Below are 16,538 nucleotides of genomic sequence, written 5' to 3' on the forward strand. Positions count from 1 at the left end.
AATCGCCACCTGACACGTCACGGCCCGTCGGCTCAGTGTCCTTCGGCGCCCGTCGCCCCCGCTGGAATCACGGGGGCCTCCCGCTCCGCCCCGCGCAGCGCGAACTTGCGGATGACGATGTAGAAGATGGGTGTCAGCACCAGCCCGAACAGCGTCACGCCGAGCATGCCCGCGAACACCGCCACGCCCATCGCCTGGCGCATCTCCGCACCCGCGCCCGTGGCCAGCGCCAGCGGCACCACGCCCATGATGAAGGCGATGGAGGTCATCAGGATGGGCCGTAGCCGCAGCCGGCACGCCTCCAGCGCCGCCTGCACCACGCCCATGCCCTCGTCTTCTTGAGCCCGCGCGAACTCGACGATGAGGATGGCGTTCTTCGCCGCCAGGCCCACGAGCACCACGAGGCCAATCTGCGTGAAGATGTTGTTGTCCCCTCCCACGAACCACACCCCGGCAATCGCGCTGAGCAACGCCAGCGGCACCGTGAGCAACACCGCCAGCGGCAGCGACCAGCTGTTGTACTGCGCCGCCAGGATGAGGAAGGCCAGGAGGATGGCGAGCGGGAAGACGAACAGGCCTTCCTTGCCGGCGAGCTTCTCCTGGTACGTCAGGTCGGTCCACTCGAAGCCCATGCCGGCCGGCAGTGTCTCGGCCGCCACGCGCTCCATCGCCGCCACCGCCTGTCCCGTGCTCACGCCGGGCGCCGCCGCGCCGTTGATGTCCGCGGACGGATAGCCGTTGTAGCGCAGCACCTGGTCCGGCCCGAACGAGGGCTTCACCGTCACCAGCGACGCCAGCGGCACCATGCCACCCTGAGGGTTGCGAACTTGGAGTCGGCCGATGTCCTCCGGCTCCATGCGGTGCTTCGCGTCCGCCTGGACGTTCACCTGATACGTGCGCCCGAAGCGGTTGAAGTCATTCACATACAGCGAGCCCAGGTGGATTTGCAGCGTCTCGAACACCGAGCCCAGCGGCACGCCCTGCTGCTTCGCCTTCACCCGGTCCACGTCCGCCTGGAGCTGCGGCACGTTGATTTCGAAGCTCGACATCAAGCCCATCAACTGGGGCTCGGCCGACGCCTTCTGCACCAGCGCCTGCGTCGCGGCATACAGCGCCTCCGGTCCCAGGCCCGCACGGTCCTCCACCTGGAGCTTGAAGCCCGCCATGGAACCCATGCCCGGCACCGGGGGCGGAGGGAAGACGGCCGCGAAGCCCTCCTGGATGCCACCCAGCTTCATCTGGATGCGGCCAGCGATGGCATTCGCCGACATGTCCTCCGCCTTGCGCTTCTCGAAGTCGTCGAGAATCGCGAAGACGACGGCGGAGTTGGGCGAGTTGACGAAGCCGTTGATGCTGATGCCGGAGAAGGCCACCACGCTCGCCACGCCCTTCTCCGCCAGCATCAGGTCAGACATGCGCTTCACCACGTCGTCCGTGCGCTCCAGCGAGGAGGCGGGGGGCAGTTGCGCCAGTCCCACCAGGTAGTACTTGTCCTGCATGGGCACGAAGCCCGCCGGCACCTTGTTGAAGCCCAGCCACGTCAGGAGCAGGAGGCCGCCGTACACGGCGAGCGCCAACCCGCTGACCCGCACCACCCGCTTCACCAGCGACACGTAGCCGGCCGACGCCTTGTCGAAGAAGCGGTTGAACGGACGGAAGAGCCACCCGCCGAACGCCTTCTCCATGAAGCGCGTGAGGCCATCCTTGGGCCCGTGGTGTCCGCGCAGCAGCACGCCCGCGAGTGCAGGGCTGAGCGTCAGCGAGTTGAAGGCCGAGAGGATGGTGGAGATGGCGATGGTCAATGCGAACTGCCGGTAGAACTGTCCCGTGAGTCCTCCGAGGAACGCCGTGGGGACGAACACCGCGGAGAGCACGGACGTAATCGCGATGATGGGGCCCGTCACCTCCGTCATCGCCCGCCGGGCCGCTTCCTTGGGATTGACGCCCTGGGCGATGTGCCGCTCCACGTTCTCCACCACGACGATGGCGTCGTCGACGACGATGCCGATGGAGAGCACGAGTCCGAAGAGCGACAGCGTGTTGAGCGAGAAGCCCAGGAGGTGCATCACCGCCGCCGTGCCCACCAGCGACACGGGCACCGCCGCCAGCGGGATGATGGAGGCTCGCCACGTCTGGAGGAACAGCAGCACCACCAGCACCACCAGCACCACCGCCTCCAGCAGCGTCGTCACCACGTTGCGGATGGACGTGCGCACGAACAGCGTCGGGTCGTACGCGATGCGGTACTCCATGCCCTCGGGGAACGCGTGGCTCAGCTCGTCCATCCGCGCGCGGATGCCCGCGGAGACATCCAGCGCGTTGGAGCCGGACGCCTGGCTGATGCCGATGGCCACCGCCGGCTTCCCGTCCAAGCGGGCGCGCACCGAATAGGAGTTGGCGCCCAGCTCCACCCGGGCCACGTCGCGCAGGCGCGTCACCTGCCCGCCCTCGCCCACCTTCACGACGATGTCGCGGAACTGCTCCTCGTCCGTGAGTCGTCCCTGCGTGGTGACGGTGAGCTGGAAGGCGGACTTCTCATCCGGCTGCTGACCGATGACACCGGCCGCTACCTGGACGTTCTGCTCGCGGATGGCGCCCACCACGTCGCTGGCGGTGAGGCCGCGCGCGGCGAGCAACCGGGGGTCCAACCAGACGCGCATGCTGTACTCGCCCGCGCCCAGCACGTTGACGCTGCCCACGCCGGGGACGCGCTGGAGCACGTCTCGCACCTGGAGCACCGCGTAGTTGGAGAGGTAGAGCGGCTCCAGCGCCCCTTCGGGCGACACCAGGTGCACCACCATGAGCAGGTCCGGGCTCGACTTCTCGGTGAGCACGCCCAGCCGCTGCACCTCCGCCGGCAGGCGCGGAATCGCTCGGGCCACGCGGTTCTGCACCTGCACCTGCGCGGTGTCCGGATTCACGCCCATGCCGAAAGTCACGGTGACGGCCACCCGGCCATCGCTCGTCGCCTGCGAGGACATGTAGAGCATGCCCTCCACGCCGTTGATTTCCTGCTCCAGCGGCGCGGCCACCGTCTCCGCGATGACGCCCGGGTCCGCGCCCGGATAGGCCGCGCGCACCACCACCGTGGGTGGTGACACGGCCGGGTACTCGCTCAACGGAAGCTGAATCAGCGACAGGCCACCGCCAATCAGCAGCAGCACGGACAGCACGGCCGCGAAGATGGGCCGGTCCACGAAGAAGTGCGCGAACTTCACGGCCGCGCCCCCTCGGCGTGCTCCGAGCCGGCCATGGCCACCACCGTGGGCGCCACCGTCATGCCCGGCCGCGCCATGCCCTTGAGCACCACGCGCTCACCCGCCGACAGGCCCTTGGTCACCACGCGCAGCCCGCCCTCGGTGGTCCCCAGCTCCACGCGCCGCTGCTCCAGCGTCTGGTCCGGACGGACGACGAGCACATAGCGCCCCTTCTGGTCCGTCCCCACCGCCTGGTCCTGGATGAGGAGCGTGGGATGCGCCGCGCCCGTCTCCAGCCGCACCCGGGCGAACAGGCCCGCCGTCAGCTTCCCGTCGGCGTTGGGAAGCACCGCGCGCGCTCGCGCCGTCCCTGTCGCCGTCGCCACTTGATTGTCCAGGAAGTCCAGCCGCGCCTCGCGAGGGAAGCCCTCCTCGCCCGTCAGCGCCACGCGCACCGGCACCGCGTTGACGCGCCCATCCTTGCCGCGCGCTCCCGAGGCCGTGCCCGCGAAGCGCAGGTACGTCGCCTCGTCCACGTCGAAGTAGACGTAGAACGGCTCCACCGAGACGATGGTGGTGAGCAGCGTGGCGTTGGCGCTGCCGCCGCTGACCAGGTTGCCCGCCGTCACCAGCGCCCGCCCCACCCTGCCGCTGACGGGCGCGCGCACGCGGGTGTCCTGCAGGTCGATTTCCGCGGAGCGGGCCGCCGCCTTCGCGGACTCCACGCGCGCACGGGACTCCGCGCGCTCCGCCACCAGCACGTCGAAGTCACCTCGGGAGATGGCCTGCTCGGCCACCAGCTTCTCCCCTCGCTCGAACTTCTTCTCCGCCAGCGTGCGCCGCTCCTCGGCCTGACGCAGGTCCGCCCGGGCCCGGGCGTGCGCCGCCTCGAAGGTACGCGCGTCGAGTTGGAACAGCACCTGCCCCGCCGTGACGAGGCCGCCCTCCGCGAAGCGCACCGCGTCGATATAGCCGCCGACGCGAGGCCGCAGCTCCACGCTCTGCACCGCCGCGAGCGTGCCGGTGAACTCGGCGCTGTCCGCCACCTGCCGGGTGACGACCTCCGCCACGACGACGGGCGCCGCCGCCTGCTTCGCGGGCCCTCCTCCTCCTTGTTGCGCGTCCGAGCCCTCGTCTCGCGCGAGCACAAGACCACCCACCACCAGCGGGAGGGCCAGAGCCCCTCCCACCGCTGCACGTCTCCAATTCATGGCTGACTCCAACTTCTATTCAGGGGTCGGACACACCGGTGGCGCTCGCATGCCCGCGATTGCGCCTCCGGCGGCCCGTGGAAAACAGGAGGGGAACGACTGAATGCACTGCTCCCGGCCAGTCGGTGCGCCACCGCCGGAAGACAAGGGTGTGGATGTCTGGGACTGACTCAGGAACCGGGCTTGCGGCGCGCCGAGCCAGGAGACGGGCTCGGCCCTCCGCGCGAGGACCGGTGGGGTACTAGCGAGACGAGGAACGACAACAGCGCCCCAAGGAATGGGACGCCCGAGGCGGAGCACGCCTCACCGCGGAGGTAATTTGCAACATTGCCCATTACTAATTACCCCCGGGCCTGACGCGCAACGCAATTTGAAGCGGCCGGCCCCGAGGGGTGGAGTCACTTTCCCGTGACGGCGCACCCCGGAGGTGGCTTCCAGTCGCGCAGCGCCGTGAGCAGCTCGTCCTGCTCCGGGTTGACACCTTCGGGGGCATCCACCGCGTTGACGGCGGCCGGGCGCGTGAAGTCGAGCAGGTCCACGGGCGGGAGGCGGGACGGGCAGCCGGGCTTGAGGGTCTCCTCCAGCTCCTCAATCAACGCGTCCGCGTGGTTCTCCGCGGGGTCGGCGGAGTCAGGCCACGTCAGCTCGCCCGTGAGCGGCTCGCCCTGTCCGGGAGGGAACCAGGTCCACCGCAGCTGGGTCTGTCCGCTGTGGAACCACATGGCGCCGCCCCCCACACCGGCCATGGTGGTGATGCCCGAGGGCCGCTCCCGCCATTCGATGGGATAGCCCGCTGGCACCGTGCGCGCGAGCGGGCGGGCGCGCTCCACGGAGATGACCTCGTCGCCGAGCAGGAGCACCCACGTCAGCTCACGCAGCAGCTCGCGTGACAGGGCGCCCGTCGTCACCTGGGGGCGACGGTTCGCCTGGGTGGTCTCCACATCCACCTGGCCGATGCGCTCCGCGTCCTCGTACAGCGCCAGCTTGCTGCAGCTTCGCGACACCCAGGCCGCGCCCGTCTCCAGGTGGTACGCGCGCACCTCGTCGCAGAACGCGTAGTGCCCCCGACGGCCCCGCAGCACCAGCCAGCCCTCCGTCGGCGCTCGCAGGCGCACCACCGGGAGCACCTTCTCGAAGGACCTCGTCCCGCCCTCGCAGCCGCGCCAGGCCGTGTAGCGCCAGCGCTTCGGCCGGGGCTTCGCGTCGTCCACGCAGGCCTTGCGAGCCGCCGCCTCCGACGCTGCTTCCGCCTTGTCGGCCCGCCGCTCCAACGCTCGCAGGAAGGCCGCCGCCATCCTCCCGGACCAGGCCTCCGTCTGCTTCGCGCAGGCCGCGTCCTTGGCGGAGCACAGCAGCCCCGCGAGCCGGTGGTCCGGCTTCACGGTCTCCAGCGTCAGCACGTCGCGGACCTCTGGGGGCAGCACCACCGTGCGCGCGCCGGGCTTGCCCAGCTCCAGGTAGGACTCCACCCAGGTCCGTCCCCCTTCCTTCCACCAGGCCTTCAAGCCCAGCGGTGGCACGTCCTCGGCGACGGGCTCGTCCTCCTCCCGGCTCATCTCGAAGCAACGCGACGTCAAGAGCTCGCGCAGGGCCGACACGCCGGGCTTTCCGTCACCGTCGTCCGCCAGCGCCTCCAGCCTCGCATCCAGGGCGAGCAGCCGCTCACGGGCCAGGGTCCACTCGGGCGCGGAAGCGGGGCATGGGGTGAAGACCTTCTCGTCCGCGGGCGGCTTGGCGGACAGGAGCACACCCAGGGTGAGCAGGGGCAGGAGCATGGGCCTTCCAGAATCGCGCATTTCCCCTGGGGGGAGCCAGGACGTCCCGGGGCGCGAGACTTCCCGGCGGCGGCCGCAGATGCTAACCCCACACCTGCTCATGCCACGCACGACGACCCTGGAGCTCTACAAGGAAGAGATGAAGTTCTCGGCCGGGCACTTCACCATCTTCTCCGCGACGCACCGCGAGAACCTGCACGGCCACAATTTCACCGTCTACGTCGCGCTGACGGGCGAGGTCGCCGACAACGGGATGCTCTCCGACTACGGCCCGCTGAAGCAGACCATCATCGCCCGCTGCCGCGCCTGGAACGAGACGTTCTTCCTTCCGGAGAAGTCCCCGTACTTGAAGCTGGAGCGGGACGCGAAGGGCGATGTCCTGGCGCGCTTCAACGGGGAGGAGCTGCGCTTCCTCGCGCGCGACATCACCGTGCTGCCGGTGGAGAACGTGACGCTGGAGGAGCTGGCGCGCGTCTTCGGAGAGGAGCTGCTGGGAGACGGCACCGCCCTGCGCAAGGACGGCGTCACGCGGCTGGTGGTGAAGTGCGCCTCCGGCCCGGGCCAGTCGTCCTCCTGGGAGTGGGAGGCGTCATGACGGACCACGCCATCATCACCGGCGCCAGTCGAGGCATCGGCCAGGCGCTGGCCGCGCGCTTTCGCAAGGAAGGCTGGGGCGTGCTGAGCCTGGCGCGCCAGCCGAGCCACGTGCCGGGCGTCGTGGACCTGGGCGTGGACCTGGGCTCAGGCGACTGGGAGCCGCGCGTGGAGGCCGCGCTGCGAGACACCGTGGGACAGGCCAGAGGCCACCGCGTCAGCCTGGTGCACAACGCGGCCATCTATGACCACGACGACGCGCTGGCGCTGACGGCGGCGCAGCTTCGCCGGGTGCTGGAGGTCAACGTCGTCGCGCCCGCCGTGCTCAACCGGCTGACGCGGCCCTACCTGGGCGACGGCTCGTCCATCCTCTACGTGGGCTCCACGCTGTCGGAGAAGGCCGTGAAGGGCAACGCGTCCTACGTCACGTCGAAGCACGCGCTCGTCGGGTTGATGCGCTCCACCTGCCAGGACCTGGCGGGTACGCGCATCCACACCGCCTGCGTGTGCCCGGGCTTCACGGACACGGAGATGCTGCGAGAGCACCTGGGCGACGACGCGAAGCGCGCCGCCGTCATCTCCGCGAAGTCGACCTTCGGGCGCCTCATCACCCCGGACGAAATCGCGAACGTCCTCTACTTCTGCGCCACCACGCCCACCGTGAATGGCGCGGTGCTCCACGCCAATCTGGGACAGGTGGAGACCTGAGGCTTCAGCCTTCGGCCGGGTAGACGGTGCACTGCGAGGTGCACGTCTCCGACACGCGCAGCTTCACGACGCGCGCGGTGGCGAAGCTCAGCCGCTCGAAGACCCAGGCGGCGAGCAGTTCGCTGGTGGGGTTCTCCAGGCCGGGCACGTCGTTGAGCAGCCGGTGGTCCAGCAGCGCGTGCAGCGGCTGCCACGCGGCGTTCAGCTCCGCGAAGTCGACAATCCAGCCGAAGTGCGGATCCACCGGTCCGCGCACGGTGATTTCAATGCGGTAGCTGTGCCCATGGACACGCGAGCACTTGTGGCCAGGGGGGACGTTGGGGAGGCGGTGCGCGGCCTCGAAGGTGAACTCCTTCGAGATTTCAGTCACCACCGCGGCTTTCTTCGTCGAGACGGGCTCCATTGGATCGGCCTTCTACCCACGTTTGCCTCCGGGCGTCGAGCCAAGACACAGGGCGGGCTCCCACCCGTGCCTACCGGCGCACGGCCGCGAGGATGTAGCGGGGCAGCAGCTCCTCCCGGAAGGTCTTCCAGAGGTTGAACTGGCCGTAGTTGCCCCCAGTGAACATCACCGTCAGCTCCAGCTCGGGGATGACCATGACGTACTGTCCGCCGTTGCCGCCCGCTTCGTATTCCGCGTAGACGCGCTCCCCCACGCGCAGCTCGTGACGCCACCACGCGTACCCGTAGGTCCGGTCCGGGCTCATCACCGAGTGCCGTGAGATGGAGCGCTCGACCCAGCGCTTGCTGACCACGCGCCTGCCGTTCCACACGCCGCCCGCCAGGTACAGCTGCCCCAGCTTCAGCGCGTCGCGGGGCCGCGCGTAGAGGCCACCGCCCAGGTACGCCTCGCCATCCGGCATCAGGTTCATCGCGTAGCGGCGGAATTGGAGGGGCTCCGCCACGGTGCGCGCGAAGTGCTCGGGCAGCCACGTCCCCGTCGCGTTGCGCACAGCGCCGCCCACCAGGTTGATTCCGGCGGAGCAGTACACCGCCTGCGGCTCTCCGGGCGCGCGGCCCATGGGCAGGTCCAGCGTGTACGTGTACCAGTCCCCCTCCTGCTCCTGGAGGGTGTTCTCGTTGCCGGGGGACTCGTCGTTGTTGTCGTCGCAGTCCAGGCCCGACGTCATCGTCATCAAGTGTTCCAGCGTGAGCTTCGCCTTGCGCGGGTCCGCGGGCGCGGCGCTCTTGTACGCGGGGAACAGCGAGTAGACGGGCGTCTCGGGGGCGAGCTTCGCGCCCTGCTCCATCGCCGTGCCCACGAGAATCGGCGCCAGCGTCTTGGATGCGGAGCGCAGGTCATGCAGGCGCTCCTTGTCGAAGCCGTGGAAGTACTCCTCGACGACGAGCTTGCCCCTGCGCGCGATGAGCACGCCCTGGATGAGCGCACCCGGCGTCGGGCCCGGCTCGGTGTCGAGGATGCGCTGCATCAGCGCGGCGATGGGCGCCAGGTCCATGCCCACGTCGGCGAGCGAGGCCGTCGCCCAGCCATCCTGCTCCGCGACGGGCGGACGGTACGCATAGGCTCCCGGCGCGGGCGTGCGCGGGTAGAGCCCCACGGCCTGCTCCCGCTCCTTCCTCGTGAAGTGGAGGGGGCCCAGGAAGAGGATGGGCACCGTCAGCCGACCGAAGCGCGAATCGAAGGTGCCCTCCAGCGTCGTCGGGCCGCGCGGGTCCGTCAGCTTCACGGCGTTGCCCTGCATGGAGACGTTGAACGCGAACTGCCGGCCGAAGCCCTTCTCGGGGTCCTTCAGGTACGCGGCGATGGTGCCGTCCGGCCGCGTGTACACGACGAGGTACAGGGTGAAGCGGTCCGCCCACGGCGTCACGTTGCCCCGCCACACGCCCTTCTGGAGCGCGCGCAGCTCCACGGGCGTGGCGTACTGCACGCCGCCAATGATGACGCGCGGCTGCACCCAGTGGCCCCGGATGAGCTTGCCGTCCGCGCCGACGACGCCCCGGAACGCCCCCTGCCCTCCCGGCATCGTGACCGTGAGCTGGTTCTTCTCCAGACGCCCGGGGGCCTCGTAGCCGCCGATGCGCGCGCGCCACGTGTCGCCATCGCGGAACACCGTCAGCTCGCCCTGGACCTCGGGCCCGAAGACGGGCTCCCCTGCCCAGATGCCGACCAGGCTCGACGCGGTGTCAGCGGGGGCCTCGGCCTTGGGGGCCACGACGGCGGACTTCGCGGGCTCCGCGGCCTTGGAGGAGGAGGGCAACACGAGCAGCACCAGCAGGGCGCCCAGGGAGGCGTGGGCCGTGGAGAACATGGCGTGGTTCCTTGAGGGACGGGCGAGGGGGTTCACCACGCGAGTCCCTACGCCGAGGCATTCACGACGATTGCCACCGGCTTGCGCGAATGTCCCCGGGCGGGACGAGGGCCCTCGGGCTATCCTCCGGGGCCATGATTCAGGAGGCCAGGACGGCCGGTCGCCCCGCCGGGGGGCTGGCGGGAAGACGGCGCTGCTCGAGCCCGAGGCGCGGGCCGCTTGGCGATGACGCCCTGGCCGTTGCACGGTCCTCGCGCGCATGAAGCTCTCCCTCGCCACCCGCATCTTCCTGGGCTACGCGGTGGTGCTCGTCACCTTCGGCTTGGTGTCGCTCTTCAGCGTCGCGGAGCTGCACCGCAACCGGCTCGAAATCCGGCTGTTGAGCCAGGGCTATCTCCAGCTCTCGCAGGACGCGGCGGAGATGGAGATGAACCACGCCAACCAGCAGCGCCACACCGCGCGCATGCTGGAGGAGGACAGCGCGGAGATTCGGCGCGCCATCATCCGCCTGGCGCGCGTCTACGTGCCCACGACCTTCATCTCCCAGCGCCTGGCCACGACGCGCGCGCGGGCCACCCAGCTGCGTGACATGGCCCCGGCGAGCGAGCTGCCCTTCATCGAGGAGCTGGAGGCGAGGCTCCTGGAGCTGGACTCGCGCTACCAGGAGTATGGCCGCGCCGCGGAGAGCGTGTTCGACGCGTTCTCCTCGCAGGCGCCGGACAAGGCCCAGGTGGACCGCGCCACCGCCGACGTGCTCACCATGGAAGACGCCATCGGCCGCGAGCTGCGGCTGCTGCGACTGTCCTTGTCCAACCGCATCCGCGAGCGCGTGGACGGCGCCGAGGAGCGCGAGCGCCAGACAGGTCTGGCCATCATCAGCCTCTCCGTCGCGGCGATTCTGCTGGGCCTGGGCGCCACCGCGTGGTCGGCCCGCACGCTGCGCCCGGTGAAGACGCTCATCGAGGGCGTGTCGCGCATCGGCAAGGGCGACTACAGCGCGCAGCTGGGCGTGAAGGGCCACGACGAGGTGGCGGTGCTGGCGCGAGCGTTCGACCAGATGGCCCGCTCGCTCCAGGCCCGCGAGGCGCAAATCAAGGCGCAGGCGGAGGCGCTGATGCGCGCCGAGCAACTCGCCGCCGTGGGCCGCATCTCCGCGCAAATCGTCCACGAGGTGCGCAACCCCCTGTCGTCCATCGGCCTCAACGTGGAGCTGCTCGGGGACGCGGTGGAGCGCGCCACGTTCCCCGCGCCCGACGAGGCCAACGAGGTGAAGGACCTGCTCTCCGCCGTCACCCACGAGGTGGACCGGCTGGCGGACGTCACCGAGCACTACCTGCGCATGGCCAGGCCCCAACGGCCGGACCTGGACCCGCGCGACGTGACGGCGGTGCTGGACGGCGTGCTGGACTTCTCTCGCGAGGAGCTGATGCGCGCGGGCGTGGAGGTGGTGCGCGAGTTCGCCCCCACCACGCCGGCCGTGCTCGCCGACGAGGGGCAGCTGCGCCAGGTCTTCCTGAACCTCCTGCGCAACAGCCGTGAGGCGATGCCCCACGGAGGGCAGCTCACCATCGCCACCCGCCCCATGGAGCAGGACGTGGAGGTGACGGTGACGGATACAGGTCAGGGCATGACGGAGGAGGTACGCCGTCACCTCTTCGAGCCCTTCTTCACCACCAAGGAGGGGGGCACGGGGCTGGGGCTCGCGGTGAGTCAGCAAATCCTCCAGGCCCACGGGGGCTCGCTCTCCTGCCAGAGTATTCCCGGCCAGGGCACGGCCTTCGTGTTAAGGCTTCCACGCGCATGAGCTTCAATTCGTATCGGGACGTGCTGCCCTCCGGACTGCGCGTCGTCACCATCGAGACGCCCCACCTCCACACCGCCCTGCTCGCCATCTACGTCCGCACGGGCAGCCGCCACGAGACGCCCGCCAACAACGGCGTCAGCCACTACCTGGAGCACCTGTTCTTCCGGGGCAGCGCGGGCTGGCCGGACACGGTGAAGATGAACGCCGCCGTGGAGGAAGTGGGCGGCAACCTCAACGGCGTCACCACCCGGGACCACGGCTACTACTACACGCCGCTGCACCCCGCGCACATGCGCGTGGGCCTGGACATCCTCGGGGACATGCTCACCCGTCCGCGCCTCACGGACATGGAAGTCGAGCGGCAGATCATCCTCGAGGAGATGCTGGACGAGGTGGACGAGAAGGGTCGCGACATCGACCTGGACAACCTCTCCAAGCACCTGCTCTTCCCCGACCACCCGCTGGCCCTGAAAATCGCGGGCACGCGCGAGTCCGTCTCCGCGCTCGCGCACAACCAGGTGCTGGAGCACTTCGCGCGGCACTACGTCACCGGCAACCTGGTCGTCACGGCCGCCGGCCGCGTGCGCCGCGAGGAGGTGCTCGAGTTGACGGAGCGCGCCTTCGCGCACCTGCCCCGGGGCCTGGCCAGTACGGAGGCGCCGCCGCCGGAAATCGCGCCCGGGCCCCGGCTGCACTTCGTCTCCCACGACGAGTCGCAGACGGAGTTCCGCCTCAACTTCCGCACCGTGCCCGAGCAGCACGACGACTACGCCGCGCTGCAGATCATCCGGCGCGTGCTGGATGACGGCCTGTCCTCGCGGCTGCCATTCGAAATCGTGGAGAAGCGGGGGCTGGCGTACTCGGTCCACGCGTCGCTGGACGGCTACCACGACTCCGGCCTGTTCGAGATTGAGGCCGCCAGCGCGCCGGAGAAGGCCGCGCAGGTGGTGGCCGAGTCGTTCCGCGTGCTGGGCGCGCTGTGCGACGAGGAGATTGGCGAAGAGGAGCTGGTGCGGGCCAAGCGCCGCCACCGCATGTTGCTGGAGTTCTCCCAGGACTCACCGGGGGAGCTGGCCGGGTGGTTCGGCGGCACGGAGTTGTTCCGCGTGCCGGAGACCTTCGAGCACCGGGCGGACCTGGTGGACTCGCAGTCCGCCGCGCGGGTGCGGGAAGTGGCCCGGCGCTACTTCCACCGGGACAACCTCACCGTCGTCGCGGTGGGGCAGAAGAAGGGGCTCAAGGCCCTGGAGCGCGTGGTGGCGGAGGCGCCGGGGCTGCCCGGAGCGCCCACCGCGAAGCTGCTCGTTACCGGCGACCGCCGCGGATGATGAGGGGGCCGGTCGGCTTCTTCTTCGGCTTGGGCGCGACAGCTTCGAGGGCCTTCTTCACCTCGAGGTACTCGGCGTTGCCGGGCTCTCGCTTGAGGGCCTCGTCGATGATTTTCGTGGCCCGGGCCATCTGCGTCTGGAGCTGAGCGGAGAGCCTGGCCAGGGCGACCTTCTCCTCCTGGGAGGCCTCTCCCAGGGCCAGCAGGCGCTCCAGGGACGAGTACGCGTCCACCTTGCGCTCCGACTGGAGGAACAGGCGCCACAGCCGGGTGTGCACGGGCGCGAAGCGGGGCTCGGCGCTGAGGGCGAAGCGGTAGCTCTCCTCGGCTCCCTTCAAGTCCTTGGCCTCTTCTTGGGCGCGGCCGCGCACGTAGAGGGCGCGAGCGAGGCGGGGACGGAACTGGAGGGCGCGGTCCACCAGGGCGAGCGCGTCCGCGCGGCGGCCCTGGGCCAGCACCGTCTCCGCCATCCAGGCGAGGGCCTCGGCGTTCTGGGGTTCGACGTCGATGAGGGGCTTGAGGGCGGCCTCGGCGTCCGCCGGGCGGCCCTGGGCGAGCAGGGCGCGGGCGCGCAGCATGACGACGTCGCCGCGGTTGGCGTCCTTGCCTTCGACGGCCTGGAGGTCGGCCTCGGCCATCTGCGGCACGCCGCTGACGAGGAAGTAGCGGGCGCGCAGCAGGCGCGCGGAGGTGTGCGCGGGGTTCTGCTGGAGCAGCTTGTCCATGAGGTTGGCGGCGAGCAGTTCGTCGCCCTTCATGAGGAGGACCTCCGCCTCCATGGCCTTGGCCTCCGGGTCATCCGGGCTGTCGCGCAGGACGCTCTCCAGCGTCGCGAAGGAGGCGTCAATCTGGCCCTCGCGGGCCTGGAGCCGGGCGAGGCCGAGCACGTCCGCTTCCGTGAGCAGGCCGGAGTCGCGCAGGGTGGAGAGGATGGTGAGGGCCTCGGCGGTGTTGCCGTTGCTCAGGTAGAGTTCGGCGAGCTGCTTCTGGATGGTGGGGTCGGTGCCGGGGATGAGGGCCTCGGCCTGCTTGAGGGACATGATGGCCGCGCCCATGTTGTTGTTCATGAGGTGGGCATCGGCCATGAGCAGGTAGGGCTCGGCGCTGTCGGGGGCGGCGGTGGCGGCCTTCTTGAGGGCCGCGAGTGCGGGGAGCGCCTGCCCGTTGGCAAGCTGGGCGCGAGCCTCACCGAGGGCGGACTGTGCCTGTTGGGCACGGTTCTGGACGGCGGCCACCTCCGGTTCCCTACAAGCAAGCGGGAGGAGGAGCGCCAGGGTCCAGGGAAGGGTTCGAATTCGCCAGGGCATCGCTGAGCGGGAGGGTACTGGATGTTATCCTCCCACGTCGATGGACCCATTCGTTCGGCGCCTCGTGGAGAGGCTCCATGACCCCAGCAAGCCACTGTCGCGTAATCGGCACTTCCACACCTTCGACACCCCCGAGGGGCGGATGGCGCTGAAGGTGGTCCGACGTCTGCGCAGTCTCCAGAAGGATATCCTCGCCTGTCGGGCGGAGGGCCGGAGGGCCCGCATCTTCCGGCGCGTCAACGCGGCGGGGGACCACCGCATCGAGCTGACGATGGAGCGCCTCTCCGGAAAGCGAGTCTCCGTGCTGCAGACGGCGGAGCTGGAGTTGCTGTCCGCGCTCCCCGGGGTCCGGGAGGCGCTGGAGATACTGGAAGAAGCGGCCTGACGGGGTGGCGCAGTGACAGGGAGCCACTCAGGGAATGACTGACTTAGGGCTTCCCTGGTATCCAGGTTGAGGTGCGCACCTTTCATCTTCCGCTGTGTGCCGCATTTCTGCCCCTCCTATTCGCCCTCGACGGTTGCGGTTCGGCCACCATCGGCGCCGTTGGCACAGCCCGGCTTCGGCCAAATGGGTGGGTCCTACAATCCCAAGCGCGGCGGGCGGGTTCGTGAACTGGGCCATCTACTATGGGCCTTGGCAATGCAATGCGCAGTGGATGGCGCGGTGCGAACGACGATGCGCCGCGGAAGGACATACCTTAAGCGGGTGCATCTGGCTCGCGGACATCAAGGGCGACTGGACGGGGCGGTTCCTCGCGATGCCCGCTGAAGCAGGCGGACGTCTCGCGATCACCCACTGCTGCTGCGACTACCCCACCATCAACGATGTGCAGCGCCAGCGCGACAGATGGGACAACGCCCGAGAGGGGTTCCGAGAAGAATGGGCTACTGAGTTCGGAGCATGGCCACAGAGCGGTGGCGACTACTGGACCGGACACCACGTCCACGACCTGTGGCATGGCGGCCATCCCACGGCACGCAACAACCTGTTACCCGTCCCATCCGCTGTACATGGCGTCATCAACAAAGCGTACCCGGCATGCTACGGGCGCACGGGACAATGGCACTTGGTGGGCCCCACCAGGCCCTACGTGGACTAAGCAGATGCAGACACTGCTCGAAGAACTGTCGCGCGACCATTTTCCCAACCCACCGGCGACGGCCGCGCAGGTCGCCGACTTCGAGGAAAAAGTCGGATGGAGGTTGGACTCGGACTTACGCGCGTTCTACCTCCACTGCGACGGCGCCACGCTGTTCCGGCGCAGGCCGGACGCGAAGTACCGAATCCTCTCGCTCTCCGAAATCGAGCGGGCTCGTGTTCGCATGCGAGGGGAGGACGATGACTCCATGGGAGCGGCCTCCTGGTACACCCTCCTCTACTGCCAGGACAGCGACTTCGTGCTCGTTGATGTGGCGCAGCCCGGCGGCCCGTATCCACTGCTGGATGCGTTTCACGAAACCTATCCGCTGCACGTTCGACAGATCGCCGGGTCGTTCCAGGAGTTCCTGCAACGTGCATTGAGGAGCAGCAACAAGCTGTTCTGGCTCAGCGACTGACGCGACGGCCGTAGGAGTTAGGACAAGGCGAGCCCCAGCGCTAAGCCCATCACTCTCGCGATGATACCGGAGACCATCAGCTCGCGGTTGCGCATCGCCCGGGCGGCATGCGCGATGAAGGCTAAGCTGAAGAGGAGCTGGCGCTCATCCTGAACACGCGGCGCGCCGCGCCTCTGCACGCTGTGGCGCGAGCGTGAGATTCATGGCGGCGTCCCAGCGTTCCGAAATCACCAGGGCGCGCCGGTCCAGAATGTGCTGGCCGGACTCCTCCGTCCAGCGCGCCCCCGGGCGCGTCATGCGCAGGGCGACCAGGGATTTGCGGGTGGCCTCCACGTTGCCACGGCCAATGGGCAATCCCCGCGCTCGTGCCTCCGCGTAGTGCATCCGCTCACCGTGACTCTCCACGTAGGTGATTGCCTCGTGCACCGGCCGCTGGTCGCCGATGACGACTTCCCGCTTGCCGCTGGCGTGCCGTGCAGCGGCGAGGGTCCATACCGCCCCAGGCGTGTTGAGCAGCGACATGTCGCCAGGGACAGGACTATCGTCACCATCTGCTGGGGGCACTAACATGGCGCTCTTCTTTCCCACCTTTGAGAACATCCAGAGGCTCACCACGCCGCCTACCGAGGGAGAGCGCTTCCTGCTCTCCCAGTTAGGCGAGACGGAACCTGTCAACGTGAATGAGACAGTGAAACTGAGAGATTAGTGCGCAGCTGTCTGTGAGCTGGGGAGCTGCGCGGGGTTGTTTATCCAGACGGCGTTCGGAAGGGCCTGGGGCTTCGGAGGGC

At 69.3% G+C, this 16,538-nt stretch carries 12 protein-coding genes and 1 pseudogene; 6 read left to right on the forward strand and 7 right to left on the reverse strand.

The annotated features are described in order from the left end of the window. Nucleotides 1-32: 32 nt before the first annotated feature. The 3 genes from LZ199_RS45150 to LZ199_RS45160 all read right to left on the reverse strand — a co-directional run bounded on the left by LZ199_RS45150 (nucleotide 33) and on the right by LZ199_RS45160 (nucleotide 6,183). A complete protein-coding gene (locus LZ199_RS45150) occupies nucleotides 33-3,218 on the reverse strand; it encodes an efflux RND transporter permease subunit (RefSeq protein ID WP_254000043.1) in 3,186 nt (1,061 codons plus the stop codon). Continuing rightward, a complete protein-coding gene (locus LZ199_RS45155) occupies nucleotides 3,215-4,408 on the reverse strand; it encodes an efflux RND transporter periplasmic adaptor subunit (protein ID WP_254000044.1) in 1,194 nt (397 codons plus the stop codon). The genes LZ199_RS45150 and LZ199_RS45155 overlap by 4 nt, the downstream gene beginning before the upstream one ends. 398 nt (nucleotides 4,409-4,806) lie before the next feature. Beyond that, nucleotides 4,807-6,183, reverse strand: a complete 1,377-nt coding sequence (locus LZ199_RS45160) for a hypothetical protein (protein ID WP_254000045.1) — start codon at nucleotides 6,181-6,183, stop codon at nucleotides 4,807-4,809. A 79-nt stretch (nucleotides 6,184-6,262) separates the two neighbouring features. On the opposite strand from LZ199_RS45160, the gene LZ199_RS45165 reads away from it, so the two are divergent. Next, nucleotides 6,263-6,778: a 6-pyruvoyl trahydropterin synthase family protein gene (locus tag LZ199_RS45165; protein ID WP_254000046.1), complete on the forward strand. Its 516-nt coding sequence runs from the start codon at nucleotides 6,263-6,265 to the stop codon at nucleotides 6,776-6,778. Beyond that, nucleotides 6,775-7,485, forward strand: coding sequence for an SDR family NAD(P)-dependent oxidoreductase (locus tag LZ199_RS45170; protein WP_254000047.1), 711 nt, complete (start codon nucleotides 6,775-6,777; stop codon nucleotides 7,483-7,485). The genes LZ199_RS45165 and LZ199_RS45170 overlap by 4 nt, the downstream gene beginning before the upstream one ends. Nucleotides 7,486-7,489: 4 nt before the next feature. Here the strand turns inward: LZ199_RS45170 and queD are convergent, their stop codons facing one another. Further along, entirely contained in the window at nucleotides 7,490-7,888 is a 399-nt protein-coding gene (queD, locus tag LZ199_RS45175; protein WP_254000048.1) for a 6-carboxytetrahydropterin synthase QueD, read from the reverse strand. A 70-nt stretch (nucleotides 7,889-7,958) separates the two neighbouring features. Next, nucleotides 7,959-9,755 carry a serine hydrolase domain-containing protein gene (locus tag LZ199_RS45180; RefSeq protein WP_254000049.1) on the reverse strand — a complete coding sequence of 599 codons (1,797 nt, stop codon included), beginning with the start codon at nucleotides 9,753-9,755 and terminating at the stop codon, nucleotides 7,959-7,961. A 259-nt stretch (nucleotides 9,756-10,014) separates the two neighbouring features. Between LZ199_RS45180 and LZ199_RS45185 the strand changes: the two genes are divergently transcribed. Beyond that, nucleotides 10,015-11,559: a sensor histidine kinase gene (locus LZ199_RS45185; protein WP_254000050.1), complete on the forward strand. Its 1,545-nt coding sequence runs from the start codon at nucleotides 10,015-10,017 to the stop codon at nucleotides 11,557-11,559. Next, entirely contained in the window at nucleotides 11,556-12,887 is a 1,332-nt protein-coding gene (locus tag LZ199_RS45190; RefSeq protein WP_254000051.1) for a M16 family metallopeptidase, read from the forward strand. The genes LZ199_RS45185 and LZ199_RS45190 overlap by 4 nt, the downstream gene beginning before the upstream one ends. On the opposite strand, the gene LZ199_RS45195 is transcribed toward LZ199_RS45190, so the two are convergent. After that, nucleotides 12,865-14,121, reverse strand: coding sequence for a tetratricopeptide repeat protein (locus LZ199_RS45195; protein WP_254000052.1), 1,257 nt, complete (start codon nucleotides 14,119-14,121; stop codon nucleotides 12,865-12,867). The genes LZ199_RS45190 and LZ199_RS45195 overlap by 23 nt on opposite strands. Before the next feature lie 214 nt (nucleotides 14,122-14,335). On the opposite strand from LZ199_RS45195, the gene LZ199_RS45200 reads away from it, so the two are divergent. Next, a complete protein-coding gene (locus LZ199_RS45200) occupies nucleotides 14,336-14,578 on the forward strand; it encodes a hypothetical protein (RefSeq protein ID WP_254000053.1) in 243 nt (80 codons plus the stop codon). 719 nt (nucleotides 14,579-15,297) lie between these two features. Beyond that, complete coding sequence (locus LZ199_RS45205; protein ID WP_254000054.1) at nucleotides 15,298-15,750, forward strand: SMI1/KNR4 family protein; 453 nt, start codon at nucleotides 15,298-15,300, stop codon at nucleotides 15,748-15,750. 144 nt (nucleotides 15,751-15,894) lie between these two features. Here the strand turns inward: LZ199_RS45205 and LZ199_RS45210 are convergent. After that, nucleotides 15,895-16,272: pseudogene (locus LZ199_RS45210) on the reverse strand (ISKra4-like element ISMfu2 family transposase); the annotation flags it as partial. Between the last annotated feature and the right edge of the window lie 266 nt (nucleotides 16,273-16,538).

The organism is Myxococcus qinghaiensis, from assembly GCF_024198215.1.
In the GTDB taxonomy this organism is placed as follows: Bacteria; Myxococcota; Myxococcia; order Myxococcales; family Myxococcaceae; genus Myxococcus; species Myxococcus qinghaiensis.